The 23,095-nt window shown below is 65.5% G+C and carries 26 protein-coding genes; 7 read left to right on the forward strand and 19 right to left on the reverse strand.

All coding sequences use genetic code 11. The annotated features are described in order from the left end of the window. Nucleotides 1-4: 4 nt before the first annotated feature. The 13 genes from CAP2UW1_RS19715 to CAP2UW1_RS19775 form a co-directional block, all read right to left on the reverse strand. The gene (locus tag CAP2UW1_RS19715) at nucleotides 5-853 is read right to left on the reverse strand and encodes a tyrosine-type recombinase/integrase (RefSeq protein WP_015768384.1); all 849 of its coding nucleotides are present in this window, start codon (nucleotides 851-853) and stop codon (nucleotides 5-7) included. A gap of 186 nt (nucleotides 854-1,039) precedes the next feature. Next, nucleotides 1,040-1,546 carry a twin-arginine translocation pathway signal protein gene (locus CAP2UW1_RS19720; RefSeq protein ID WP_015768385.1) on the reverse strand — a complete coding sequence of 169 codons (507 nt, stop codon included), beginning with the start codon at nucleotides 1,544-1,546 and terminating at the stop codon, nucleotides 1,040-1,042. A 129-nt stretch (nucleotides 1,547-1,675) separates the two neighbouring features. Further along, entirely contained in the window at nucleotides 1,676-2,377 is a 702-nt protein-coding gene (locus CAP2UW1_RS19725) for a sulfite exporter TauE/SafE family protein (protein ID WP_291913125.1), read from the reverse strand. A 3-nt stretch (nucleotides 2,378-2,380) separates the two neighbouring features. Then, a complete protein-coding gene (locus CAP2UW1_RS19730; RefSeq protein WP_015768387.1) occupies nucleotides 2,381-4,822 on the reverse strand; it encodes a heavy metal translocating P-type ATPase in 2,442 nt (813 codons plus the stop codon). Then, nucleotides 4,819-5,472, reverse strand: coding sequence for a hypothetical protein (locus CAP2UW1_RS19735; RefSeq protein ID WP_015768388.1), 654 nt, complete (start codon nucleotides 5,470-5,472; stop codon nucleotides 4,819-4,821). Before CAP2UW1_RS19735 ends, CAP2UW1_RS19730 begins: the two co-directional genes overlap by 4 nt. 28 nt (nucleotides 5,473-5,500) lie before the next feature. After that, the gene (locus tag CAP2UW1_RS19740; protein WP_199931516.1) at nucleotides 5,501-5,875 is read right to left on the reverse strand and encodes a hypothetical protein; all 375 of its coding nucleotides are present in this window, start codon (nucleotides 5,873-5,875) and stop codon (nucleotides 5,501-5,503) included. Nucleotides 5,876-5,892: 17 nt separating this feature from the next. After that, nucleotides 5,893-6,075, reverse strand: coding sequence for a hypothetical protein (locus CAP2UW1_RS19745; protein ID WP_015768390.1), 183 nt, complete (start codon nucleotides 6,073-6,075; stop codon nucleotides 5,893-5,895). Next, entirely contained in the window at nucleotides 6,072-6,575 is a 504-nt protein-coding gene (locus CAP2UW1_RS19750) for a TlpA disulfide reductase family protein (protein WP_015768391.1), read from the reverse strand. The genes CAP2UW1_RS19745 and CAP2UW1_RS19750 overlap by 4 nt, the downstream gene beginning before the upstream one ends. A 1-nt stretch (nucleotide 6,576) precedes the next feature. Then, entirely contained in the window at nucleotides 6,577-7,578 is a 1,002-nt protein-coding gene (locus tag CAP2UW1_RS19755; RefSeq protein WP_015768392.1) for a hypothetical protein, read from the reverse strand. Beyond that, nucleotides 7,575-8,273: an ABC transporter ATP-binding protein gene (locus tag CAP2UW1_RS19760; protein WP_015768393.1), complete on the reverse strand. Its 699-nt coding sequence runs from the start codon at nucleotides 8,271-8,273 to the stop codon at nucleotides 7,575-7,577. The genes CAP2UW1_RS19755 and CAP2UW1_RS19760 overlap by 4 nt, the downstream gene beginning before the upstream one ends. A gap of 7 nt (nucleotides 8,274-8,280) precedes the next feature. After that, entirely contained in the window at nucleotides 8,281-9,417 is a 1,137-nt protein-coding gene (locus CAP2UW1_RS19765; RefSeq protein ID WP_015768394.1) for an ABC transporter permease, read from the reverse strand. Next, a complete protein-coding gene (locus CAP2UW1_RS19770) occupies nucleotides 9,380-9,718 on the reverse strand; it encodes a hypothetical protein (RefSeq protein ID WP_015768395.1) in 339 nt (112 codons plus the stop codon). Before CAP2UW1_RS19770 ends, CAP2UW1_RS19765 begins: the two co-directional genes overlap by 38 nt. A gap of 32 nt (nucleotides 9,719-9,750) precedes the next feature. Continuing rightward, the gene (locus CAP2UW1_RS19775) at nucleotides 9,751-9,933 is read right to left on the reverse strand and encodes a hypothetical protein (RefSeq protein WP_015768396.1); all 183 of its coding nucleotides are present in this window, start codon (nucleotides 9,931-9,933) and stop codon (nucleotides 9,751-9,753) included. 304 nt (nucleotides 9,934-10,237) lie between these two features. Here CAP2UW1_RS19775 and CAP2UW1_RS19780 point away from each other — a divergent pair, with 304 nt between their 5' ends. The 7 genes from CAP2UW1_RS19780 to CAP2UW1_RS19810 all read left to right on the forward strand — a co-directional run bounded on the left by CAP2UW1_RS19780 (nucleotide 10,238) and on the right by CAP2UW1_RS19810 (nucleotide 17,239). Next, nucleotides 10,238-11,725, forward strand: a complete 1,488-nt coding sequence (locus CAP2UW1_RS19780) for a hypothetical protein (RefSeq protein WP_015768397.1) — start codon at nucleotides 10,238-10,240, stop codon at nucleotides 11,723-11,725. A gap of 125 nt (nucleotides 11,726-11,850) precedes the next feature. Then, on the forward strand, nucleotides 11,851-12,315 hold the full coding sequence (gene nikR / locus CAP2UW1_RS19785) for a nickel-responsive transcriptional regulator NikR (protein ID WP_015768398.1): 465 nt from the start codon (nucleotides 11,851-11,853) through the stop codon (nucleotides 12,313-12,315). A 236-nt stretch (nucleotides 12,316-12,551) separates the two neighbouring features. Beyond that, nucleotides 12,552-14,462: a TonB-dependent receptor gene (locus tag CAP2UW1_RS19790; protein WP_015768399.1), complete on the forward strand. Its 1,911-nt coding sequence runs from the start codon at nucleotides 12,552-12,554 to the stop codon at nucleotides 14,460-14,462. Nucleotides 14,463-14,464: 2 nt separating this feature from the next. Continuing rightward, entirely contained in the window at nucleotides 14,465-15,100 is a 636-nt protein-coding gene (locus CAP2UW1_RS19795; protein ID WP_015768400.1) for an ABC transporter ATP-binding protein, read from the forward strand. Then, nucleotides 15,097-15,903 carry a metal ABC transporter permease gene (locus tag CAP2UW1_RS19800; protein ID WP_015768401.1) on the forward strand — a complete coding sequence of 269 codons (807 nt, stop codon included), beginning with the start codon at nucleotides 15,097-15,099 and terminating at the stop codon, nucleotides 15,901-15,903. Before CAP2UW1_RS19795 ends, CAP2UW1_RS19800 begins: the two co-directional genes overlap by 4 nt. Beyond that, nucleotides 15,900-16,640 (forward strand): metal ABC transporter solute-binding protein, Zn/Mn family, encoded by a 741-nt coding sequence (locus CAP2UW1_RS19805; protein WP_015768402.1) that lies wholly within the window; start codon nucleotides 15,900-15,902, stop codon nucleotides 16,638-16,640. Before CAP2UW1_RS19800 ends, CAP2UW1_RS19805 begins: the two co-directional genes overlap by 4 nt. Next, a complete protein-coding gene (locus CAP2UW1_RS19810) occupies nucleotides 16,637-17,239 on the forward strand; it encodes a class I SAM-dependent methyltransferase (protein WP_015768403.1) in 603 nt (200 codons plus the stop codon). The genes CAP2UW1_RS19805 and CAP2UW1_RS19810 overlap by 4 nt, the downstream gene beginning before the upstream one ends. Before the next feature lie 56 nt (nucleotides 17,240-17,295). Here the strand turns inward: CAP2UW1_RS19810 and CAP2UW1_RS19815 are convergent, their stop codons facing one another. The 6 genes from CAP2UW1_RS19815 to CAP2UW1_RS19835 all read right to left on the reverse strand — a co-directional run bounded on the left by CAP2UW1_RS19815 (nucleotide 17,296) and on the right by CAP2UW1_RS19835 (nucleotide 23,057). Then, nucleotides 17,296-18,501, reverse strand: coding sequence for a DUF3142 domain-containing protein (locus CAP2UW1_RS19815; RefSeq protein ID WP_015768404.1), 1,206 nt, complete (start codon nucleotides 18,499-18,501; stop codon nucleotides 17,296-17,298). Beyond that, the gene (locus CAP2UW1_RS25790; RefSeq protein WP_015768405.1) at nucleotides 18,498-18,668 is read right to left on the reverse strand and encodes a hypothetical protein; all 171 of its coding nucleotides are present in this window, start codon (nucleotides 18,666-18,668) and stop codon (nucleotides 18,498-18,500) included. The genes CAP2UW1_RS19815 and CAP2UW1_RS25790 overlap by 4 nt, the downstream gene beginning before the upstream one ends. A gap of 9 nt (nucleotides 18,669-18,677) precedes the next feature. Then, on the reverse strand, nucleotides 18,678-19,607 hold the full coding sequence (locus CAP2UW1_RS19820; RefSeq protein ID WP_015768406.1) for a hypothetical protein: 930 nt from the start codon (nucleotides 19,605-19,607) through the stop codon (nucleotides 18,678-18,680). A 155-nt stretch (nucleotides 19,608-19,762) separates the two neighbouring features. Then, nucleotides 19,763-20,596: a YfaP family protein gene (locus CAP2UW1_RS19825; RefSeq protein ID WP_015768407.1), complete on the reverse strand. Its 834-nt coding sequence runs from the start codon at nucleotides 20,594-20,596 to the stop codon at nucleotides 19,763-19,765. Beyond that, complete coding sequence (locus tag CAP2UW1_RS19830) at nucleotides 20,593-21,432, reverse strand: YfaP family protein (protein WP_015768408.1); 840 nt, start codon at nucleotides 21,430-21,432, stop codon at nucleotides 20,593-20,595. Before CAP2UW1_RS19830 ends, CAP2UW1_RS19825 begins: the two co-directional genes overlap by 4 nt. Before the next feature lie 5 nt (nucleotides 21,433-21,437). After that, complete coding sequence (locus tag CAP2UW1_RS19835) at nucleotides 21,438-23,057, reverse strand: YfaQ family protein (RefSeq protein ID WP_049778616.1); 1,620 nt, start codon at nucleotides 23,055-23,057, stop codon at nucleotides 21,438-21,440. Between the last annotated feature and the right edge of the window lie 38 nt (nucleotides 23,058-23,095).

The following is a 23,095-nucleotide window of genomic DNA, read 5'->3' on the forward strand; positions in this document are numbered from 1 at the left end:
TGGCTCAACTGGGTGGGTCGAGCAGATCCAGAGGCGAGGGGTGGCCGGTCAGCTTTGAGCGCGCCAGATGCAGATAGCGCGAGGTCGTCGACAGATGACCATGGCCGAGGAGTCGGCCGATGCTGTAGAGATCGACCCCGGCTTCGAGCAGGTGCGTGGCGAAGGCATGGCGAAGACCGTGGATGCCGCCTTCGGGGGCGATGCCGGCGGCGTTGCGCGCCGCATAGTAGATCCGCTGGGCGGTCTGGATTTCCATCGGACCGGTGCCGGCCCGGTTGGGGAACAACCAGAGCCGCGGCCGGGTGTCGCGCCAGTAGGTGCGCAAGGCCGCGAGCAGGTGGGGCGACAGAAGTGTGTAGCGATCCTTGCCGCCTTTGCCCTGGCGGACCTTGAGGCACATGCGGTCGGCGGCGCTCTCGATGTCTCCCACCTGCAGGGCGCAGACTTCCGACACCCGCAAGCCGGCGGCATAGGTGGTCATCAGCAGCGTTCGTCCGCGCAGGGTTCGCGCCGAGTCGATCAGGCGCGCGACTTCCTCGCGCGAGAGGATCTGCGGCAGGCGCTGGGGGACCTTGGCCATCGGGATGTCGAAGCCGGCTTCCGGGCGACCGAGTACCCGCCGATAGAGGAAGCGGAAGGCACACGAGGCTTGATTGACGCTCGCGTAGGCGAGCTTCTTGTCGCGAATCAGGTGCAGCAGGTAGGCCTGGACTTCCTCGACACGCAAATCCGCCGGTGATCGGTGGTAGTACTTCGCCAATCCGACGAGCGCATCGATGTAGGCTTCCTGGGCCCGTGCCGCCATTCCCCGCAGGCACATGGCGTTGCTCATTCTTTCACGCAGCTCACTCATGACAATCTCCTCGGTTGCTGCGGGGACGTCCCCCGCAGCGAGGAGGATCGAGGATTTGCGCACGGCGTGGGAAGCGTGGTTCCGAGCCGTCAGAGGGTCAGGGTGAGGGTGAAGGGGAAAGCGAACTCAGGGAGTGACCGCGAAGGAAGAAGAAGCGGTGGGGTGCCTACACCAGCGCGGAGCGCTTTAGTTCAACGCCTGGTGCGCATCGACCCGGGTCAGCCCATAGAACTCGGGTGACCCAGATGCCGGCAATGCTTCACTCGAATAAGCGATCTTACTGCCTTTGGTCATGAGGTCCTTGATCTGGCTGCCGATCAGCAAAGTGGCCTGGTCGACTTCGAGCGGCGGCTTGATTTCCGCAATCGAGGCGTTGTCGGCGACCCAGATCGTTTTCGGTTCGCGGTCCACATTCACCGCCAGACTGATCGCGGCACAGTGCAGGGAGCAGACGCCGTCGTGCAGGTCGTCGCTGTACTCGATGAACATCCGCGAGTGGTGATGCTGTCGGCGATCCATGCCGCAGTACGGACACTTGGGAAACTTCTCGACGTCGTTCTCCCAGGCCCTGGGGTCGACCGCCATCTTGGGCAGGAACTGTGCCGGTGTGCCGTCGATGGCACACGACTGCTGAGCATGGGCGGTGCTTGCGGCGGCGGCAAGGCCAGTGGTGGCCAGCGAGAGTTTCAGCAAGTCACGTCAGTTCACGATGAGGCTCCTTGAGGTAGGCGGGCGCACGGCCCAGCGGGCTCGGCGGTCATCCGGAACGGTAGGTTTCCCGCTTGCTTGCGTCTTGCGGCAAATCGTCGCACCGCCTCTGGTTCAACCCAGCAGCCGCTGCATCACCAGGTAGTAAGCGATGCCCTGCCAGACGGTCGCCAGGCCGAGAACGATGACGAACAGAGCGGCGCCCTTGAGCAGCCAGCCGCGCGTTCTGGCACCGAGCTTGCCGAAGAGGAAGCTCGCCGAGAGCATCGAAGGCAGGGTGCCGGCGCCAAAGGCCAGCATCAGCAGGCCACCTTCGAGGACCGACGGGGCGGTTGTCGCCTTGACGGCCATGGCCATGGTCATCGAGCAGGGCATCAGGCCGTTGATCGCGCCACCGATGATCGCGCCGGGCAAGACACCCCGCGCGGTAGCGGCGACAAACTGCCGGCGCAACCAGGCAAGCGGCGCGAAGCCCAGCGAGTTGCGCCACGGCGAGACGCCGAGCAGGTCGAGGCCGAGCAGGGTCACGACCAGTCCGGCGACGATCTGCAGCAGACCCTGCAGTTTTCCGAAAGAGCCCGTCTGCACCAGCACGGTACCCAGGGCGGCGGCGATCACGCCGATCACGGCGTAGACCGCAACGCGCGTGCAATGGTAGGCCAGGTAGGGGGCGAAGGTCTTGGCGCCAAGCTTCATGAAGAAGCCCGACACCAGGCCGCCGCACATGCCGAGGCAGTGGCCGCTGCCGAGCACGCCGGTCATGAAGGCGAGCCCGTAGGAGAACTCGACCATCATCTGGTGCTGGCTGTGATCCAAGGCTCAGTGCTTCTGCAGGCGCAAGGAGTTGCTGACCACCGATACCGACGAGAAGGCCATCGCCGCCGAGGCAATCATCGGGTTGAGGCGCCCGGCGGCAGCGATCGGGATGGCGACGACGTTGTAGCCGAGTGCCCAGAACAGGTTCTGACGAATGATGCTCATCGTGCGCCGCGACAGTTCGACGGTTGCGGCAACGCGCGCAATGTCGCCGCCGAGCAGCGTGACGTCGGCTGCTTCCACAGCGATGTCGGCACCGCCGCCGATGGCCAGACCGACATCGGCGGCAATCAGTGCCGGCGCATCGTTGATGCCGTCGCCGATCATGCCGACGCGCTTGCCCTGCTGCTGCAGTTCGTGGATCAGTTCGAGCTTCATCGCCGGTGTCGCACGCGCGATCACCCGCTCGATGCCGACCTGGCGGGCAATGTGCTGTGCGACGGCCCGCAGGTCTCCGGTGGCCATCACCGTCTCGATGCCCAGGCGATGGAGCCTGGCAATCGCGTCGCGCGCGCCCTGGCGCGGCTGGTCGGCGATCGCCAGTAGCGCGGCGACGCGGCCGCCCATGGCGACGAAGACCGGTGTCTTGCCCTGTTCGGCGAGCACCGCGACCTGCTGCGCCTGGGCGATGCAGGCAACGCCGGTTTCCTCGAGCAGTGCGGCGTTGCCGATCAGCATCGGCACACCCTCGCAATTGGCGCGCACGCCGCGTCCGGGGATCGCTGCGAAATCGCTGCAGGCGGCTGGCGCCGCACCGCGGGCCAGACACCAGGCAGAGATGGCCCGCGCCAGGAAGTGCTCGGAGCAGGCTTCGGCCGCGGCCATGCGGGCAAGCAGCGCCGTTTCATCGACGCCTTCGACGGCGATGAAATCGGTGACCACCGGCTTGCCTTCGGTGATCGTACCGGTCTTGTCGAACACCACCGTCGTCAGCCTCGCGGCCGTTTCCAATGCTTCGCCGTTGCGGATGTAGATACCACGCCGAGCCGCCTGACCGGTACCGACCATGATCGCTGTCGGTGTCGCCAGTCCGAGGGCACAGGGACAGGCGATCAGCAGCACGGCGATGGCGTGTGCGAGGGCTGTCGTCGGGTGGCTGCGCGCCAGCAACCCGCCGCCGAAGGTCAAGGCGGCGATGCCGCCGACCGCCGGCACGAAACGCGCCGAAATGCGGTCGGCAAGTTTCTGGACGGGCAGCTTGCTGCCCTGTGCGTGGTCGACGAGGCGGACGATGCCGGCGAGTACCGTGTCTACGCCGACGGCGGTGACCCGCAAGGTGAACGTGCCGTTGCCGTTGAGGCAGCCGGCGTATGCCTTGTCGCCTGCCCGCTTGCCGACCGGCAGCGATTCGCCGGTGAGCATCGATTCGTTGACCTCCGAGCTGCCGTCGACGAGTACGCCGTCGGTCGGTACGCGGTCACCGGGACGTACGCGCAGCAAGTCGCCAAGGACGACCTCATCGATCGCTACGCGATGCTCCTGACCGTCGCACAGGAGCACAGCCGTCTCCGCCTGCAGCTCGATCAACTTGCGGATGGCCTCGCTGGCCTGCCCTTTGGCACGTTCTTCGAGAAAACGGCCGAGCAGGACGAAACTGATGATCCCGGCAGCCGCCTCAAAGTAGACGTGATGGTTCGGTCGCCACAGGCCCGGCAGGCTGTACAGGTAGGCCGCACCCGCGCCTAGCGCGATCAGCGAGTCCATGTTCGCGCTTTTCTGCTGCGCGAGCCGCCAGGCCCGGTCGAAGATCTCTCTGCCTGGGCCGAGCAACACCGGCGTTGCCAGCGCGAATTCGAGTACGCGCAGTGTCGGCGAGCGATGCATGGCCATGCCGAGCAGCATCACGGGTGCGGTCAGCGCCGCAGCCACGATCACCCGCTTTCTGGCCAGCATCAGTTGTCCCTTTTCGCGCTCGACGAGCAGACGGCGCTGTGCCAGCGTGTCCATCGGCTGCGCCCGGTAGCCGAGCCGGCCGACCAGCGCAAACACGTCGTCGCGGCTGAGCGTGCCGCGCACGATCGCGGTCTGCGCGGCGAAGTTTACGTTGGCCAGTTGCACGCGCGGATCACGGCGCAGCGAGAGTTCGATCAGCAGCGCGCATGAGGCGCAGCTCATTCCCTCTATGGCCAGCGAGTGTTCCTGCAATGGCGCACCGTCGATGACTGACGCGGCCGGCCTCGCCGGCGGGCAGGTGATCAGATTGCCGAGCACGCCATCGACGATGGCCAGCAGGCGCTGCTCGGGCAAGCGACCGGGGTCGTAGTGAATCGCCAGCGAGCCGATTTCGGGCACTGCCCGCACCTCGCTGATTTCCGGTCGCTTGCGCAGCAGGATTTCGAGGATGTAGCAGCGCTCGACGTTCCGGACCAGCGGCGGGGCGACCACGCGCACGCGCCGGATCAGCCGGTGCGCGACGCGGAAGTTCCGGTAGGCCTCGGCGCTCATCTGCCGTCGCCACTCTTGCGATAGCGAACGAGCAGGAAGACCAGGTAGAAGATGGTCAGCCAGGCGTAGCGGAACTTCAGCGGCTCGCGCAACCAGCGCTGGGTGATCAGGTCCCAATGCACGCGGATCAGGTAGAAGGCAAGCAGGTCGTTGAGGAAGTTGATGATCGCCTTCTCGGTCAGCGCGCTTTCAAGGATCGGTTGCACGCGCGCCTGGACGCCGCGCAACTGCGGGTGGCGGGCCATTGCCTGCATCATCCGGCGCAGTGCTCGCCTGGCGCGGGCTTCGATGTTCAGCCCGCCGCCGGCCCGCCCCTTCTTCGCGGCCGACGCTGGAGTGGCGAGAGCATCGCCTGACGCCAGGACTCTCGCATCGTCGCCCGCGGGCAGTTCGCCGAGCGCCGCGAACAGCCGACGCGCGACAGCATGCAGATCGCAGGCATGCTCGTCGTAGAACACCGACAGCTTGTGCTCAGCGGCGTGGATGGTCACCCGATAGACACCGTCCTGAAGGCGTAGCGCTGCTTCAATAGTGCGTGCCGCGGGCAGGGAGCAGAGTTCAGCCGGCAGGGCAAAGCGGACATGGCCCGGCTCGCGGTGGCGGACGAGAATCTGTCTCGACAGGGCGTCGGGATCGGCGGTCGAAGTCATCGTATCGCTCCGGCGGTGTTCACGACACTTAGTTTGCCGGTGCGGCCGCTTCGCCCGTACCCGCAGCATCACCGGCGGGCTGCGCCGTCCCTGCTTCGCGCTCCCTGGCCTCTTCCATCAGATCGGCGAGGCTCTCCTTCTGCTGCAGCGCAAAGTCCTTGCCGATGCTGCAGGCCTTCGAAACGGCCAGGACGATCTCCTTGCGGTAGCGGTGCAGCAGGTAGCCGGCGGCGACGCCGCCCGCCACGCCGACCACCAGCACCGTCAGCGGATTGAGCAGCAGCGAGCGGCCGACGACCCCGCCAGCGGCAAGGCCGCCGCTTGTCGCTGCGCCCTGCGCAACCGGTTTGCTCATCATGTGCCCGAGAGCTCCCATCGTTCCTTCGTTCATCATCATGTTCATGATTCTCCCTTTCTTCCTCAGACTTTCCGGTCGTCATTGCACGCCGATCTGGCCGGCATTTCATTGATCTCGTGCAGCATCTGGTAGATCCCGCGGCACGCTTCGCAGCAGAACCGCAGGTTCCGCTCTGGCGTGCGCAGGACGAATGGTTTGGCGCCGCAGTCGAGTCCGCACAGGTCACAGCTCTGGTTGTCGCTCATTTCAACAGGTCCACGGTCAGGCGCTCAAAGGTGGCTTCATCGGCTTCGCCGAGCACTTTGCCACGGATCCTGCCGTCGGCGCCGACAAAGTAGGTCGTCGGCAGCGCGACGACGCCGTATTGTCGCGAAATCGCGGCCTTCTCGTCGAGCAGGGCGGGGTAGGTGACGCCGATCTTGCTGATGAAGGCGGCCACGTCCTGCCGGTTCTGGCCGGCGTTGACCGCGATGACCATCAGTCCCTGATCCTTGTGACGCTGCCAGACACGTTCGATGGCCTTCATTTCGCCTTCGCAGAAACGGCACCAGTCGGCCCAGAAGCGAATGACGACCGGTTGGCCGCGCAGGTCGTCGGGGAACCTGAAAGGGACGGCGCCGAGGCTGCTGGCCGCGAAAGCGGGAGCGATGTCGCCGGTGTTCAGCCGGTTGGTGTTGCCTTCATCGCAAGCCGTCAAGGCCAGGGCCGCAAGGAAGCTCAGCAAGGCGAGCGGTTTCCGGAGCATGCTAGCCCTCGAGCAGAATCAGGCGCGACTTCAGGATCATCAGCGAAGCGACGGCGGCGACGAGAACGAACATCGCCGCGGCAACCGTCGCCAATCTCCTGCCGACGGCCGGGACGACGCTCTCCAGGCTGGGAACACGGGCGAAGGGCTGCACGGCACCCACGCCGAGTCCGGCCGCCGTGGCAAGAAACAGTGGCAGGTACAGCCAGTAACCCTGATAGCTGTATTCGGGCTTGAGAAGGCAGAACGGGCAATGGTGGTGCGGATGTTCATAGACGTAGAGCGAGACGAACGAGAGGACGCCGGCGATCGTCACGACGAAGGCGGCGCCGGACAGCAGCGCGACCAGCCAGGCCGCGCGTTGCCGCAGGCGGTAGAGGACCCCGGCGCCGGCGGCCAGCGTCAGCGTGAGGTAGAAAACGATCATCGTCGGCAGAGGCGGCGAGGCGGCGGCATCGGCGGTGAGGCCTGGCGCTTCTTCGGAAAACAGGCTGCCACAACAGGAGGTGATGACATCGGCTTTGAGCCCGAGGAAGTAGCGCAACTGAAGCATGGCGGCAGCAACCAGGAAGGGCAGCAGGATCAGCAAAAGGAGGTATTTGACGCGTACCAGCGGGTAATCATGGGCGAGAGTGTCGACGTGGTTGATCACCAGCCAGCTCGAAGCGAGAAAGAAAACGACGATCTGCGCGATCAGCGCCGGGAAACCGAAGGCATTGACCTTGAGCGTGCCGACCGCGCACATGGCGCCGACGAACAGCGATGACATTCGGTCGGCGTTGAAGACGAAGAGCAGCAGGGCAACGAGTTGGGTCGCGAAGATGAAGGACAGCAGCGTCGACAGCAGGTAGGTACGGCGTTCGAGCAGCAACTGGCGTTCGCTGCCGCTGTGGATATCCCAGTGGCGGATGATGTCGATGGCCAGCGGCGCCGCGGCGAGCAGCAATCCGACGCAGACCAGCGAGGCCAGGAGTAGCGCAATGATCGCCGGCTGGAAAATCATGCACAGCCTTCGGCAATCGGCACGGGCGTGACGATGCGGCCGTCGCGCATGTCGATCACCTGATGAACGATCGTCGCATCGACGACCAGCGGATCGTGGCTGGTCAGGATCACCGTCTTGCCGACGGCGTGCAGATTCTCGAGGATAGCCATGAATTCCATGGCCAGCCCGGTGTCGAGGTTGGCGGTCGGTTCATCCGCGATGATGATCTGCGGGTCGTTGATCAGCGCCCGCGCGATCGCCACGCGTTGCTGCTCGCCACCCGACAAGTGCTCGATCGCGGCCGCCCGCCGATGCGCCAGACGCAGATCGCCGAGCAGGGACTCGGCCCGCTCGTGCAATGCGCGCCAGTTGCCGCCGAGCGGGTAGGCGGGGAGCATGACGTTCTCCAGTGCCGACAGGCCCTTGATCAGGTTGAACTGCTGGAAGATGAAACCGAAGGTCTGGCGGCGGATGTGGGTCAGGAAACGCTCGGGCAGCCCCGAGATGTCCCTTTCGCCGAGGCGAACGCGGCCGCTGGTCGGCCGTGAGAGGCAGCCGATGATCGACAGCAGCGTTGTCTTGCCCGAGCCGCTCGGCCCGCGAAACGCGGTAACGCGCTGCGTCGGCAGATGCAGGTCGATGCCGTTCAGGGCATGGAACTCGTTTTCCCTGCCGGTGTTGAAAGCCTTGTGGATGCCTTTCAGCTCGATCATGTCTCGCTCAGCCGCGCATCACGGCATCGGGGTCGGCAATCGCTGCCCGCCAGATCGGCACCAGCGTCGCCGCCGCGTAAGGGAAGACCGTGAAGAAGAACAGCGTGGCGACCTGGAAGCCATCGATCACGGGGCTCAACTCGAAGCGCGGGTAGAGCACCGCCCAGCCCTTGAGGACCGGTGCGAAAAGCGACGAAGAAAAGCGGAAAACGTGCAGGTAGGCAGCGAGGTAGCCGATCAGGAAAGCCGCCAGCGAGACGAGCGCACCTTCCCAGAACTTCATCTTGAGGACATCGCCGGTTTCCCAGCCGATCGCCTTGAGAATGCCGATTTCGCGCTTTTCGTCGGCAGACAGGCCGGAAGCCTTCTCCCAGGCGAAGATGGCGAAGGCCAGGATGGCCAGCGAGGCGAGGGCCAGGACGATGCCCTCACGCCAGTTGAAGATCGATTCGTAGGTGCGCAGGATTTCTTCGCGCAGGATCGGCCGCGAGTCGGGGAACTGCTGCGACAGCTTGGCGGCGACATTGCGCACCTCGAGCGGGTTGGCCACCGACAGCGCGATGTCGGTGAAGTAGCCGGGAGCAATCGCGAAAAAGGACCGGAAGTCGGCTTCGCTGATCAGCACTAGGTCTGCACTGACCAGTTCCGAGTCGTGGGGCAGGATGCGCGCGATCGTGAAGCTGAAGAGCTTACCCGAATACGAGCGGAAGGAAATGAGGTTGCCGACAGCAAGCCCGCGTGCCCTGGCCATGCCGGCGCCGACGAGCAGCGTGCCGGCCGCGATGTCCTGGTTGCCAGGGACCATGAAGGTGTAGTTGGCCTTGACCACCGGGTCATAGTAATAGCCCCAGAGGCGGCCTTCCTTATGCTGTACACCGCGGATGCGTCCGATGCGTTCGAGATAGCCGGGTGGAATCAGGTCGTGGCGACCGGCCACCATCCGCTGCAGGATCACTTCCGGCGCACCGACCAGCACTTCGGCGGCGGCCTGGCGCAGCGCGTGGGTGAACAGCATCACCGAAGCGAGCAGAAAAACGATCAGCGTATAGACCAGCAGCAGACCGAGGTTCTTCGCCTTGCGCCGCGCCAGCGAAGACAGCGTGAAGTCAATCAGGTACTTCTGTTTCTCGATCCAGGCGTTCATGGCTGGCAGTCAGACGGGTCGGCGGCAAGACCAGCGAACCCGTTGGGAAGTGTTCGAGGCCGAGCGGGTGATCCTGGAACGCCGAATGCAGGTCGGCCTGCGACAGATGGCGAGTGTAGCGGGCTTCGGTGAACAGGCAAAGATCGGTGAGCTGCAGCTGCTCAACCAGATCGCGCATTTGCGCCATGCCGCCGGCGCGCTGCTGACGAAGCCAGGCGGCGTCAGCGAAGGTAGCGGCGACCAAACTCGCGGCACAGGCGAGGGTGACCAGGGCGAGATGGCTGAGGCGAGCAACGGGCATGGCTTCAGGCGAAAACTCGCCGCGGCATGGCTTCAAACCCGATTCGCAGCCCGCATCAAGGCGCCGCGCAGGGCGATCGTCAGGCTGCTGCCGATGCCAACCCGCTGCGCCAACGCCGGCAGGATGATCAGGGAAGCAAGAGCGAACCCGGCACCGAGCAGCAGTGAGGTCAGTTCCCCGTCTTCTTCGCTCCAGTCTTGCTGGCTGTCTTGCATGATGGCCTCCCCCGGCACGGTTGACGTTTACGCGTCTTCGAATGGTATGGCCGAATCTTAGTGTGCTTCTCCACTTCATTGAATGCGGCAAATTGTCGCAGCAACTCCCTGATCAACCCTCATGTCATGTTCCGCTCATCACCCGCGCGCTGCTCCTGTCCTCGTAGACGCCACCAGACAGGGCCCAGCATGGCTGATGCGCTCCCGCCACTGAGACAATTTGCCACATTGTTCGCCTCCGAAAGGGCGCCTAGACTTCCAGCCCTGTGAAAGTGATGCGGTTGAATTGCAAAGGGGGAGAACAATGAGGAAGGCACGTGAGTTTGTTGTGGCCGCGTCATTCGTGCTGGCCTGCGGCGCATCGGCGGTGCAGGCGGCCGACTGGATCATGCAGCAGGGAACGGAACCGGCAGACACCGGCGCGTACCGGTTCTTCGGCGCTGGCTGGCTGACTTACGCCAACAACTACGGCTGCGACGCGTTCTCCGGCCTGCGCGCGCCCAACGGCACGCCTAACGGCTCACCGTCCGGCGGTCCGGCGCTGAACAACGGCGAGTACCATAACGCCTGCGTCGTGCCGCCGGAGTTCGGCGACACCCGCGAAACGAACCTCGACAATCTGACGGCCGGCATCCGCGGCAACCTGATTCCCGGACGCATCAACTACTTTTTCGCGGCCAACGCTGGACAGAACTTCTTCAACTACCTGCCGTTCCAGACCAGCCGCCATGTGGTCGCTTCGGTGCAGGACGCGAGTCTCACTTTCAGCTACATCCCCGGTGCGCGCGTACGCGTCGGCCTGTTCAAGAAGCCGGGCCCGGAGGAAATCCAGCGCGCCGCGCCACCGGAGTTCATCTTCGTCAGCGCGTCGCTGGCCCAATGGCAGCAGGAGATCTTTGTCCGCAGTAACGCCTACTTCCGTACCGGGCTGCCTATCCCGGGACAGGGCTATCTCGGTGGTGTCGCATCCTACGGATACGATGCCGACCTGGGACGCGACTGGGGGGTGCAGGCTTTCGATTCGTTCAAGCTGGACCGCTGGACGCTGAGTTATGCGCTGATGTGGGGTTGGGGCAATGGCATCCATCTGCGGGAGAATCTGAATCCGCACAAGGATGTCAACGCCGAGTTGGTTGCTGAGTACGACCTGCCAGGCGGCCAAGGGCCGAACAAGCACGGCATCAAGGCTTACGGATACTACCAGCAGGGTCAGCGCCAGTTCGAGATCAACGCCGCGGGTACCGAGAGTGAGGCCTTCGACCGGATCCGCTACGGTGTGGGCGTACGGGCACTGGGCGAACTGTTCGGCGAGGGCAATGGACGGCACCGGGTCGGCTTCGACGCCATGTACGGTCAAGGCATGATCTTCACCACGCCCTCGGGCAACGTGGTGGACGGCAACTTTGGCGACGGCAATCTGAGCATCGCCGCCGAGCGTGGCAACAAGGCGCGGGGTTACACCATCGACTACGGCTACTATCTCGGCGACAAGTGGCGGTTCGATCTGCGCTGGGGCCTCAATCAGACGCTCTACTCGACGGCGGGCGTCTGGCAGCCGGCGGATGAGCGCCGAGTCGAGGAGTGGACGCTCGGCGTTACTCACTTCTTCATGCCGAACCTGCAACTGAGCGCCAATTATCAGTTTCGAGACTTCCAGGCACCTACTGCCGTCCAGCCGGTCGCCAACACGCCGGCAGCGATCAACAATGCGTCCGTGGCAACCCGCAACCAGGACATCGTCACCGGATCTGTCGGCGACCGCTTTGCCGTCCGCCTCGTCTATACGTTTTGACCCCGCCACCGGGATCGCCAGTGGGGCAATTGCCGTCCAACACGTCCGCTTGCGCCGGCCTGACGTTACGAGGTTATTATCGTGATGCCGCCGCGGGTGTGCGGCGTTTTCTGGGGGAAAGCGGCATGGAGCGCTTCACGATTTCACTGGACGACTCTCTGGCAAGACAGTTCGATGACTTGATTGCCGCGCGCGGCTACCGCAACCGCTCGGAGGCAGTGCGCGATCTGATCCGTGGCGCGATCGAGAGCGACCGCCAGCGCGACCCGCCGGCGGGCCATTGTGTTGCCAATCTCTGCTACGTCTTTAACCATCACGAACGCGAACTCGCTGAACGTCTTACAGGTTTGCAGCACGATCATCACGACCTGACGGTGGCGCTCCTGCACAGCCACCTTGACCACGAGAACTGCCTGGAATCGGTCATTCTGAAAGGCTTGACCGCGGACGTCCGCAAATTTGCCGATACCTTGATGGCGGAAAGCGGCGTTCGTCACGGGAAGCTGAACGTGATCGCTCTGGAGGCCGACCACCACCACGCCCACGACGAGGATGGCGAAGCCCACATTCACTACCGTCCGGCCCGCTGATTAGCTCCTGCCACAAGTCATAGCGCCACTTGGCGAGCCAATCCGGAACACTACCAACGAAAAGGATTGATCTGGAATGGGTTGTCGTATGAAAATAAGTATTTGGTTCACACTTCGTCCAGCGGCTTGCCATCATCTGCAGGGGAAGTAGCCGTTGTTTGGAGCCGGCTCCGCCGGCTTTTCTGTCCAGCCATGTAAGACAAATCTGATAATTTGCTTACTATTGGAGCGTCCAAATGAAGAAACAAAAGCTCGCACTGGCCATTTCGCTTGCCTTTTCTTGTGCCGCTGCCGCTCAAACGACAACCTTGCCCAGCGTTGTCATCACGGCCAATCCGGTAATCGAAGAAGTGCGGGTGGACGCCTTCTCCAGCGTCTCGGCGGTTGTCACCCAGGACCAGTTGCGCGATCAGAATGCAGTCGATCTCGCTTCTGCCTTGCGCCGTACGCCTGGTGTCGAGATATCCCGCTTCAACCCGGTCGGCGCGTTCGGTGGTGCCGAGGGCGGCGCCATCTTCATCCGGGGCATGGGCGGCAGCCGTCCAGGCAGTGAAATCAAGACCTATATCGACGGACTACCGTTCTACATGGGCGTCTGGAATCACCCCCTGCTTGATCTGCTGCCGGTCAATGGCATGCAGTCGATCACGGTCTACAAGAGCCCTCAACCACAGATCAACGGTAACAACTTTGCCTCGATCAATCTGGAAACCAGGCGCGCCACGGAAGAAGGGGTGCATGGCGATGCCAGGCTTTCCGCAGGATCGTTCGGCACCTTCATCGAGCAAGCCAACCTGTTCGGCCGCCAGGGCAACGTCGACTGGATGCTGGCCCAGGGTCATGCCCAGTCCAACGGCCAGCGCGCCAATTCCGACGGACAACTGAACAACGCGATCGGGCGTATTGGCTTGCGCCTCAACGACAACTGGACTGCGAGCGCGAGCTTTGTGTATGTGGATAACAAGGCGCGCGATCCTGGTGACAACCGCCTCGCCGCCCCGGCGATTGCGCCTCAGTACAATACCCAGGCCGGCATGATCTCCGCCGGGCTGTCGCACGTCCATGAAAACTGGCGAGGGGAATTTCGCGTTTATACCAACCGCGGCGAGGGCAACTGGCTGGATCAACCGTCACCTGATGGCGACACGCTGACCAATTTCCAGATGAGCGGGCTGCGCTGGAAGGAGCAATTCTCTCCGTGGACAGGCGGCAAGCTTGTGGCGGGTGTCGACTATGACCAGACGTCCGGTGACGTCAAGTACGAGCGCGTCGCTCCGGCCCCGCGAGGCACTTTTGATACGCCCACATTCAGGATTACGTCGCCCTACGTGGCGCTGAGCCAGCAGGTTCCGCTGAACCAGGACTGGGCTCTGCTACCGTCGGCGGCGCTCCGTTTCTACGATTCCAACCAGTTCGAGTCCAAGACCGCACCACTTGCCGGCCTTTCGCTGGTGTCCGAGAAGCTGACGGTCTTTGCCAACGTGTCGCGCGGGATCAACTATCCCGGTCTGGAAACCACGGTGCTGTCCAATCTGATCAAGCCGCTTGGCAAGAGCTGGGAGCAGCTGTCGGCAGAAGAGCTCGATCATGCCGAAATCGGCGTGAAATTCTCGCCGACATCAGCCACTCAGATTGACGCCAGTATCTTCAACGACAAGGTGAAAAATCGCTATGTCTTCGGCTTCCCACCGGCTGTGCCGCCGCCACCGCAATTCGTCAACCTCGGCTCGTATCGGATCAGGGGAGCGGAGTTGGCGATCCGCCAGGCGATTGGTGCCGATTGGACGGTATTCGGAGGATTGACTCTGCTTGACCCAAGCATCGACAACCTGCCGTACACGCCCGATCGGGCGTTCACTGTCGGTGTCAATGGGCAGGCCGGACCGATCCGCGTTGCTTTCGATGCCCAATACCAATCGGAAGTATGGGCCCTGAACCGCGCTCGTGCGGCCGGTGCCATCAACACCGACAAGGTCGATGGATTCACGGTGGCGAACCTGCGCCTCTCCTATCCGCTGCCAGCCCTGGGCAAGAAGGGTGAAGTCTTCGTCTTTGTCGAGAATCTCTTCGACGCCTCCTATGCCTATCGTCCCGGCTATCCCATGCCGGGCACCTCGGGACAGCTCGGCTTATCAGCGAGCTTCTGAACATGGACGCGGCGACGCTTGAGGTGTGCGGACTGAGCTGCAACGTCGGCACGCGAGCGGTCGTCGCGAACGCGTCGCTGCGGATCGTTGCCGGAGAACGCGTCGCCCTGGTTGGCGGCAATGGCTCGGGCAAGACGACTCTCCTGCGTGCCCTGCTCGGCCTGCACCCGCAGACCCAGGGAACGCTGCGTCTGGACGGACGCGACCCTGGCGACTGGCGAGCCTGGCGGCGGCGTATCGCATTTGTTCCGCAGCGCCAGAACGGTGGCAGGTTTCCGCTACGGGTCGACGAGTTGATCGCCAGTGCCGGCAGGGTCAGCGCGGCCGATGCGGCAGAAGCCGCGCTGCAGGCCGGCGTCGAAACTCTTCTGCACCGCCCGCTGTCGGGGCTATCCGGGGGCCAACTGCAACGTGCCTGGCTGGCGCGCGCCTTTGCCTGCGTGGCTCGGGGTGCCGGACTGCTGCTCGCCGACGAACCGACCGCCGCGCTGGATTTCGCGGGCCGCGCGGAAATCGGCGCACTGCTTGCCAGCGTACCGGTATCGGCACTGATCGTTACGCATGATCGGGCGCTCGCCGAGTGCTGCGACCGGATCATTGAAATCGCCGGCGGCGAGTTGCGGGGACTGCCGCCGTGAACGACATCGCCGAGCTATTGCGCCTCGCCCCGGTGCAGCGAGGCTTTGCCGCAACCCTGATTGCCGGCGCTGGGCTGCCCATCGCCGGGGTATGGATCCTCGGCCTGGAAGTCGTCCCTCTGCGCTTTGCGATGATGCATGTCGCCTTGCTCGGCGTGGCCCTGGGTGCCCTTCTGGGGATCGAGCCACTGCTTGTTGCACTGGCCCTTTGTGCACTCTCGGGCGCAGCACTGGCGCCGCTCGCCGCCCGCCCTGAGGGACTGGCCGGTCCGCTCGGGCTGCTGATGACACTGTCCATCGCGCTGGCGCTACTCGTGCTATCAATCGCCGGGGGCAACGCGACGCGGGCTTTCGAGTGGCTCTGGGGGTCGGTACTCGCCACGCAACCGGCCGACATCGTCGCACTGGCAGTCGTCGTGGCCTTGCTGGCAGCGTTTGAGCTGCGTTTTCATCGCTCGTTGAAGCTGCTGCTGCATGATCGCGAACTCGCACTGTGCTCCGGCGTGCCAGTGGCCGCACTGACGGTTGGCCTGCTGGTACTGATGTCGGTCGCCGTAGCCGCGTCGATCAAGCTGACTGGTGCCTTGCTGGTCGACGCGGTGACACTCCTCCCCGCGCTGGCTGCGCGCAATCTCGGGCAGTCCTTCGACGGCATCCTGGCATGGGCCGTGGGGATCGGTGCCGTGGGCGCTGTCAGCGGCTTCTTGCTCACTCTGTGGAGCGACCAGCCACCGGGCCCGGTACTGATCCTGACCATGACCGCGATCACGCTTGCCAGCTACGTCGTTCGAGGTAAACGATGATGCGCATCCTGGTCGCCGCGCTGACACTGTTCTTCGTCGCTGTTCCGGCTGCGCAGAGTGCCGCCGCGGTCGTTGCCTCGACGACCTGGGTTGCCGCCTTCGCGCGTGCAGCGGGTAGCACCGATCTCACGGTGATCGCGCCGGCTGGCCTGACGCACCCACCGGACTACGATCCGAGGCCTTCGGACCTGATGGCGGTATCGCGGGCCGACCTCGTGCTGGTCGGCGGCTATGAGGCTTTCGTCCCACGGCTACGCGATGCGCTTGGCGCCAGGGGGCAGATGCTGACCATCAACACGACGTACGATCCGCAGGTCGTCCGCAAGGAGGTCGAAGCGATCGCCGCGGTGCTGGGAAACCTTGTCCAGGCCGGTGCTTTCGCCGACGCCTATGATGCCGTCTGGCGCGAAAGCAGCGCGCGGCTGCGGCTGCGGGCCGGGAACCGCCCGCCGGTGGTCGTCGTACAGCGCTTCATGGTGCCCTGGGCACGCCTCCTCGGCGTTGATCCGGCCGCCATCTTCGGACCGGGCCCCCTGTCGCCCGCGGACTTGCTCCGGATCAAGGCTCTCGCCCCGACGCTGATCATCGACAATGCCCATGCCGCACCCGCTGCAGCACTCGCCGAGGTCACCGGAGCACGCAGGGTGGTGCTGATCAACTTCCCCGAGGCCGACGAGGGCCTACTGGACGTTCTGGGGCGCAACACGCAGCGCCTGAAAGCCGGGTTGACGCCATGAGCATCGCTGATCTAACCGGTATTCGCGCCTTCTTTGCGCCGCGTGCGGCGGGCTGGGAGCAATACACCGCCATGGACGCGGCGCAGATCGCCCGCGCCGTACAGGACAGCAGGTTGCAGCCGGGTATGACGGTGCTCGAACTGGGCTGCGGCACGGCCCCGGCAACGCCGTACCTGCGTGCTGCCGTGGGCGCTGGTGGCCGCGTGGTCGCGCTTGATTGCACCCCGGAGATGATTGAAGCAGCGCGCGTGCTTGGTCGTGCAGATGTCGCCCAACTCATGCTCGCCGACGTTCACAGCCTGCCGATTGCCGCCGGCAGCGTCGACGCCTTGCACGCCGGCGGCATCGTGCCGCATCTGGCTGACCCCGAGCGGGCCCTTCGGGAATGGGCACGAGTGGCGCGCCCGCACGCTCAACTTGCCATCTTCCATGCCATCGGTCGCATCGCACTGGCCGCGATCCATCGGCGAACCCCATCCGACGACGACGTCATCGCGCCGGGACGCTTGCGAGTGCTGCTCGAACGCGCTGGCTGGCGCCTTGTGTCTATCGACGACGCTACGGAACGCTACCTGGCGCTCGCGCGTCGCGCTGACTGACCGGCCGCTACCGGGAGAAACGAGGCAGCATCCAGGCTCGGCTCGTTCGCCACGGCTCACTCATCGATGCGAACCCCGCCACTCCCCGACGGGCACTCTGCAAGACCGACGATGACCTCGCCACCGGCGCGCAACAGCGCCGGCTGGCTGCGCAGGAAGACGCTGTCGTCGCCTTCTCGTTCGAGGACATAGCCGTTGCGGCCCGCCATGCCGCGGCAAGGTGCCTTGACGATCAGGGCGGCCGGCAGCGTGCCATCCATGGCGCCTGCGTTGTGCAGCACGACGACTTGCTGCCCCGGCCGGTCGCCCGGCTGCAGTTCGCCGGTCAGGCGCACCGCTGTTTCGCGGTGGGTGACCACGGCGCGCCAGGTGGCCGGCGTCCACGCGCGTTGGTCACCGGCAAGCGGCAGGCGGAACCAGACGACGCCGGCGAGCTGCCGCGGCGACGCTTTCTCGAGCCAGCGCAGGAAGGCCGCGACGGTGGCTGGCGCGACGAACAGCTCGCGACCTTCGCCGGGCCCTTCGCCGACCTGCCCTGCAGCTAACGGCACTTCACTCTCGACGGCAGCGATACGACCCTGCCCGTCGAGCACGACGCGCGAGCCGTAATTCGGCAACGCCACCCGGAAGGGCTTGTCGGTGCGACGGGCGAGGCTCGCCGTCCAGGCGCGCGCGCCGACGGCATCGAACAGGCGGCGGGCCGGCTTGTCGAGCGAATGCAGTTGTAGCACGGCTTCGTCGACCGTTGCCAGCAGGTCGTCCAGCTCTGGCGCGCCCAGCCAATCGGGCAGTATGGTGAGCGACAGGCGCTGCCCGGGCGGCAGGGCTCGGCGCAAGGCGACGAGGAAACGCGTGTAGTCGGCGAGTTGGCGGCTACCGCAATCGTGGTCGATTTCCAGCGTCGCCGATGTCGGCCAGTCGCCGCGCAGGGTGACGAGATCGGCAATCAGCGTCGCGCCGTCGAGCGTTGCCAGCGGCGCGGCGATGCGCACAACGGGAATCGCCGGGCGACCACTGGCGACGATCGCCACCCGGTCGACGGCAATCGGCTCGAATCGACCCTGGCGATCGACCTCGCCGGCGAGGATCCGCCACGAGCCCACGAGGTCGGCGGAATCGCGCAGTGCCGCGCTCAGCGCGGGCTGCCAGCGGCGCTGCCAGACGTAGGCGTCGTGCGCGAGCGGCATCGGTGCTGGCTTCTCCCCGCAGGCACCGAGACAGACTGCCGCCAGCCAGGCCACCGGCAGCCAGCGCGCGCTCACGGGTAACCGAAGGACTTGACCCGACTGGCCGGGAAATTGACGTCCTGCCTGTGCTGCGCCGGCTCGCCGCCGGGGTGCCGCCGGCCCCCGCGTGGTGCGCCGAGCGACACCTGTGCCGCCGCAGCGGCGTCAAGGGTGGCTTGATCCGTCGCGACGGTGACAGGCATGCGCGGTCTTCAGCGGACCACCATCCACTTGTCCTCGCTGCCGCGCACCACCAACATCTGCTGCGGGTAGTAGACGCCGAGAACGACACCGATGCACATCTGCATGTCGTTGCCCTTGATGCGCGAGAAGGCCTTGCTGTCTTCAGGACCGAACAATTGGCCGGACTTGGCGCTGACGACGATTTCCGGGTTGCCGGTCGTCACGATGTCAAGGTCGGCGGCTGGGACGATGCGCACCCCGGCAGCATAGGCCTTGTCCAGGCATTTGGACTTCCTGATGGCTTCGCTATTGAGTTGCATGGAACTGTTCGTGATCCCGGACAATTCCTGGTAGATGGGCTGAAAGCCGGGTTTGAAGGCGGCGGCGCGGTCGCGCACCAGCTGTTTGAGGGACTGGCGGTCGGCGTCGCTGAGCGAAGTCACCGCTGGCTGATGATGCCAGGGACGATCTTCGACAAAATCGGCGTCGAACTCCCTTTCGAAGCTCACCGGGCCGGTGACGCTCTTCTCCTCTTCACCCACACCTATCTGGTTGGTTTCCGAGAAATGCCCCGGCGAAGTCTCCGTGCGGATCACCTGGTCCGTGACGGTGGCGTAGCGAAAGAGCGCACGATAAGGCTTGCTACCGTCGGCGGGCGTGAATTCGATACGGAGGCGGTTCTTGCCCTTGCGCACCGAGCTGCCGAGAGAAGCCGCCGGTGCCCATACGGCAGCGGCCACTTCCCGCTGCTCGAACAACACCGGCACCTGCTGCGCGACCACGTCCTGTCTGGCAACCGGAACGCCGTTGACCAACACCCGCGCCTGGCCGGCGACTTGCTCCACCTTGTCCGCTCTGCGGTCGCCGGTGTAGGGCGAGAAATGGAATTCGACATTCAGCACGGCCGCCGAAGCGGTAACGGCCCAGAACAGCCAAGCCACAAGAAATGCATTTTTCATTTTCATCCCCTCAAGTCGACCCGAACACCGTGTACTCCCGTGCCAAGCGTATGATTTCGAGCAGGGATTGTCCAGTTGTCGGGATGGCGGGCAACTGCCGCGCCAGGCGGCGAGCAACACGGCCGCCAGCCAGGCCACCGGCAGGCGACACGAGCTCACGGGTAAACGAAGGACTTGACCAGCGTCAGTTCGCCAGGGCGGCGCAAAGGAACCCGGAAGACCTGCAGTTTTTCATCGGGCGTGCCTTCGCGGGTGATGATGGCGACCTGGGCGATGGTGATTTCCTGGCCTTCCTGTTGCCCATCGCCGCCCATGCCGCTCATGCCGCTCATGCCGCCGCCGAAGTAATTGACGTAGACCTGCCAGTTGCCGTGCGGCGGCGACGGGATCGCATAGATCTCCGGACCGTAGCCGCCGGTGACATCGACGTCGAGCGCGCCGCCGTTCCTGCCGAGGCGCTCGGCGAAGAAGACGTGCTGGCCGTCCGGCGAGATGACGTGCAGGTCGATGTCGGTCATGTCGCTGTCCCAACTGAGGACGATGCGCAGGCCGACGCGCTGGCGCGCCGGGTTGGCGTCGTAGAAGTTGACGCGCCGCCCCAGCTTGCGGTCCGGGGTGCGCACTTCGACGCTGTTGGCGCCGGGCGGAAACGCGTAGGGACGCGCGAAGGAGCCGTCCGGGTTGACGCTGAGCGGCATGGCGACGCCATTGACGACCAGCAGGTGCGGCTGTTTCCGCTTTGCCGCGGTAGCGCCGGCAATCCTGCCGCGGATCGCCGCGCCGAGTTCGCCGCCGTCCTCGCCACTGCGCGTACTCCCGGCATTGACCCGGCTGGCCGGGTAATTGACGTCCTGCATGTGCTGCGCCGGTTCGCCGCCGGAGTGCCGCCAGCCGCCGCGTGGCGCGTCGAGCATCACCTGCGCCGGCGCCGCAGCGGCGGCGAGCAGCGCGCACAAGGCCAGGAGCAGCGGCAGGGCGAGGCGGCTCATCTTTTCTCTCCGTAACGCACGGCGCGGACAAAGGTCAGGTCGCCGACGCGACGCAAGGGGACGACCAGCGTTTCCTGCCGTTCGTCCGGGGTGTTCTCGTTGCTGACGATGGTGACGCGGGTGGTGATCAACGGCTTGTCGTGCGCATCGGCGTCGAAGTTGTAGCCGGCGGCATTGAAGTTGCCCCAATAGTTGACATAGACGAGATAGGTACCAGGGAGCGGCGTGGCGGTGGAAAAGATCTCCGGACCGCCGCCATCGACGCTATCGACGTCGAGACCGCCACCCCGGCGGAGCAGCGGTTGCGCCCAGAAGGCGTGCTCGCCGTCGGGCGTCAGAATATGCAGGTCGACCTCGGCGCGCGCATCGTCCCAGCCGAGGACGATGCGCAGTTTGCTACGCGTCTTCTCGGCGTGGGTTTCGTAGAACTGCAGACGGCGGCGCGTGCCGCCGGGGGCGACGATCTCGACGCTGTTGCTGCCCGGCCCGAACGCCCAGGGCTTGACGAAGCGTCCCTGTTCGTCGGTGTACAGCGGCATGTCGATGCCGTTGACGATCAGCCGGCCGGGCTGGCGATTCTTGCCGGCCTGCCGGAGCTGCCCCTCGATCAGCGTGCGGTTCTTCTGGCCGCCGCGGTCGACCGGCGGCTTCGGATAGGCGGCGGCGATGGCTGATTCCCTGTCCTCGGCGAGCGCGCCGTTGCGCCAGCCACCGCGCGGACCGTCGAGCGCAATGCCGCCGTCGGCGGCCGCGCAAGCCGTGCAAGCCATCATGCAAGTGGCGGCGACGAGGAGAAGCGGGGCAACGAAGTGGCGAGTGATGGTGAGCATGGGCATCGCGGTCAGGGGGTGCCGAGCAGCGAACGCGCCGTCTCTTCGACGAAGTCCTCGTCGCGGCCGCGCGGATGGTTGGCAAGCGCGAAATGCAGGTATTCGTGGGCGAGTGTCAGCCGCTCGTTGGCGCTGCCGATGCCAGTCGCGTAGATGCGGCCACGCTCGATATCGGCATAGGGGTTGCCGTGCTCGAGGCGGCAGACGCGCGGCAACGGCACCGGCGCTTCGAAGCCGGGGATGCCGGCCAGCCGCCGCTTCCATCCCGCCTGGCGGCCAGCCAGCCAGTTCTCGGCACTGGCCAGCGGCTGGCATTCGCCGGCATCGGCCTCGCCGGCGACACTGAAGCCGGCGCCACCATAGGCGCGTTCGAGGATCTGGTCCCAGCGCGCACCCTCGGCAGCGCCGGCAATAGCGGCCTGCCAAGAGAGCTGTTGCGGCGCACTGCGGGTCTGGTGGTAGCGACCGGCAACGCCGCTGAGGACCAGGCCGTCGCTCCACTCGGCGACGCGCAGGTTGGCGCTTTCCGGCGGCGCCGGCGAAACCCGCTGGGCGCGGCTGTCGTCGTCGATCTCGTAGCAACCGCCGCCATGCCCGGCGTGCCGGACGAGATAGGTGCGCGCGGCCACCGCCAGCGCGCGGGCGGCGGCTGGTGGTTCCGCGCCGGCCTCGCGCTGGATGACACGGGCGACGTAGTCATTCAGTCCGACGCGGCCAGTGATGACTGGCCGGCCACCGGATCGGCTCAATCCGAGCTCGCCGCTACTGGCGAAGAGCAGGCGCCGGGAGTTGACAAAGCGGGCCTCGACGCGGCCGCGTAGCGGGCCTTCGGCTGCCGGACGGCCGTCGATGAGAACCTCGGCGAGGGGGTAACGGCTGAAGAAACGGACGCGCACGCAGGCCTCGTCGGGCGGAGTCGTTTGCGGCAGTTGGCCAGCCAGCCATGGCGCCGCCTGCTCGATGACCTGGGCGCTGCTGCCGCTGCCGCGCAGCCACACCGGGGTGCCGTCGCTGAGCCAGCCGGCGAAGCCGCCGATTCGCCGTCCCTTGCCGTCGTGCCAGCTCCAGGTCTTGACACGCAGGCCGTTGCCCAGATGCGAGAGCAGAGGACGCGCGCGCGGTTCGAGGCTGACGCGCTGCAGCGCCGCCATCGTCGTCCGCCGATGCTCACCGTCGATCGCCGCCAGCGCGGCGAGCAGGGAGGCGACGGAGACCTCGGTCGCCGGCTGCAGCTTGTCGAGATCCAACAACCACGCGGGAGCACCTGGCGCCTGACGCGTCCACCAGGCACGCCAAGCCGCCGCCGAGACGCCGAGTCGACGCGGCTTGAAGTAGAGCCCGCAGGATTTGGCCAGCGCTTCGTCGCGGCCGATGCTTTCGCCGGGCGCGCAACAATACGATTCCTCGCCAGGGTCGCCACCCGTGCAGCGGTAGTCGGCGACGCTGCGCGCACCAGCGCTCAGGTAGACGTGCACGAAGAGCTTCCACAGGCTGCCGAGCGGCGTGTTTCCCGGCACCGGCATCGATTCGCTGCCGCTCGCCGATACGCGCACGGCCGTGGGCGCTTCCGGATCGCCGAAAACCAGTTCCACCGCCGGGCCGGCGGCGGCCTCGGCGGCCGCCAGCGACAAGCTCGCTGCCAGGCAGCAAAGGAGCTGCCGGGCAGGCG

The organism is Candidatus Accumulibacter phosphatis, from assembly GCF_000024165.1.
Taxonomy (GTDB): domain Bacteria; phylum Pseudomonadota; class Gammaproteobacteria; order Burkholderiales; family Rhodocyclaceae; genus Accumulibacter; species Accumulibacter phosphatis.

Bases quoted from the DNA above. Each gene is read 5' to 3' on its own strand.
- CAP2UW1_RS19715 (WP_015768384.1), bottom strand. From the start codon at position 853: ATGAGTGAGCTGCGTGAAAGAATGAGCAACGCCATGTGCCTGCGGGGA.
- CAP2UW1_RS19730 (WP_015768387.1), bottom strand. From the start codon at position 4,822: ATGAGCGCCGAGGCCTACCGGAACTTCCGCGTCGCGCACCGGCTGATC.
- CAP2UW1_RS19735 (WP_015768388.1), bottom strand. From the start codon at position 5,472: ATGACTTCGACCGCCGATCCCGACGCCCTGTCGAGACAGATTCTCGTC.
- CAP2UW1_RS19740 (WP_199931516.1), bottom strand. From the start codon at position 5,875: ATGAACATGATGATGAACGAAGGAACGATGGGAGCTCTCGGGCACATG.
- CAP2UW1_RS19745 (WP_015768390.1), bottom strand. From the start codon at position 6,075: ATGAGCGACAACCAGAGCTGTGACCTGTGCGGACTCGACTGCGGCGCC.
- CAP2UW1_RS19750 (WP_015768391.1), bottom strand. From the start codon at position 6,575: ATGCTCCGGAAACCGCTCGCCTTGCTGAGCTTCCTTGCGGCCCTGGCC.
- CAP2UW1_RS19755 (WP_015768392.1), bottom strand. From the start codon at position 7,578: ATGATTTTCCAGCCGGCGATCATTGCGCTACTCCTGGCCTCGCTGGTC.
- CAP2UW1_RS19760 (WP_015768393.1), bottom strand. From the start codon at position 8,273: ATGATCGAGCTGAAAGGCATCCACAAGGCTTTCAACACCGGCAGGGAA.
- CAP2UW1_RS19765 (WP_015768394.1), bottom strand. From the start codon at position 9,417: ATGAACGCCTGGATCGAGAAACAGAAGTACCTGATTGACTTCACGCTG.
- CAP2UW1_RS19770 (WP_015768395.1), bottom strand. From the start codon at position 9,718: ATGCCCGTTGCTCGCCTCAGCCATCTCGCCCTGGTCACCCTCGCCTGT.
- CAP2UW1_RS19775 (WP_015768396.1), bottom strand. From the start codon at position 9,933: ATGCAAGACAGCCAGCAAGACTGGAGCGAAGAAGACGGGGAACTGACC.
- CAP2UW1_RS19780 (WP_015768397.1), top strand. From the start codon at position 10,238: ATGAGGAAGGCACGTGAGTTTGTTGTGGCCGCGTCATTCGTGCTGGCC.
- nikR (WP_015768398.1), top strand. From the start codon at position 11,851: ATGGAGCGCTTCACGATTTCACTGGACGACTCTCTGGCAAGACAGTTC.
- CAP2UW1_RS19790 (WP_015768399.1), top strand. From the start codon at position 12,552: ATGAAGAAACAAAAGCTCGCACTGGCCATTTCGCTTGCCTTTTCTTGT.
- CAP2UW1_RS19795 (WP_015768400.1), top strand. From the start codon at position 14,465: ATGGACGCGGCGACGCTTGAGGTGTGCGGACTGAGCTGCAACGTCGGC.
- CAP2UW1_RS19805 (WP_015768402.1), top strand. From the start codon at position 15,900: ATGATGCGCATCCTGGTCGCCGCGCTGACACTGTTCTTCGTCGCTGTT.
- CAP2UW1_RS19810 (WP_015768403.1), top strand. From the start codon at position 16,637: ATGAGCATCGCTGATCTAACCGGTATTCGCGCCTTCTTTGCGCCGCGT.
- CAP2UW1_RS25790 (WP_015768405.1), bottom strand. From the start codon at position 18,668: ATGCCTGTCACCGTCGCGACGGATCAAGCCACCCTTGACGCCGCTGCG.
- CAP2UW1_RS19820 (WP_015768406.1), bottom strand. From the start codon at position 19,607: ATGAAAAATGCATTTCTTGTGGCTTGGCTGTTCTGGGCCGTTACCGCT.
- CAP2UW1_RS19825 (WP_015768407.1), bottom strand. From the start codon at position 20,596: ATGAGCCGCCTCGCCCTGCCGCTGCTCCTGGCCTTGTGCGCGCTGCTC.
- CAP2UW1_RS19830 (WP_015768408.1), bottom strand. From the start codon at position 21,432: ATGCCCATGCTCACCATCACTCGCCACTTCGTTGCCCCGCTTCTCCTC.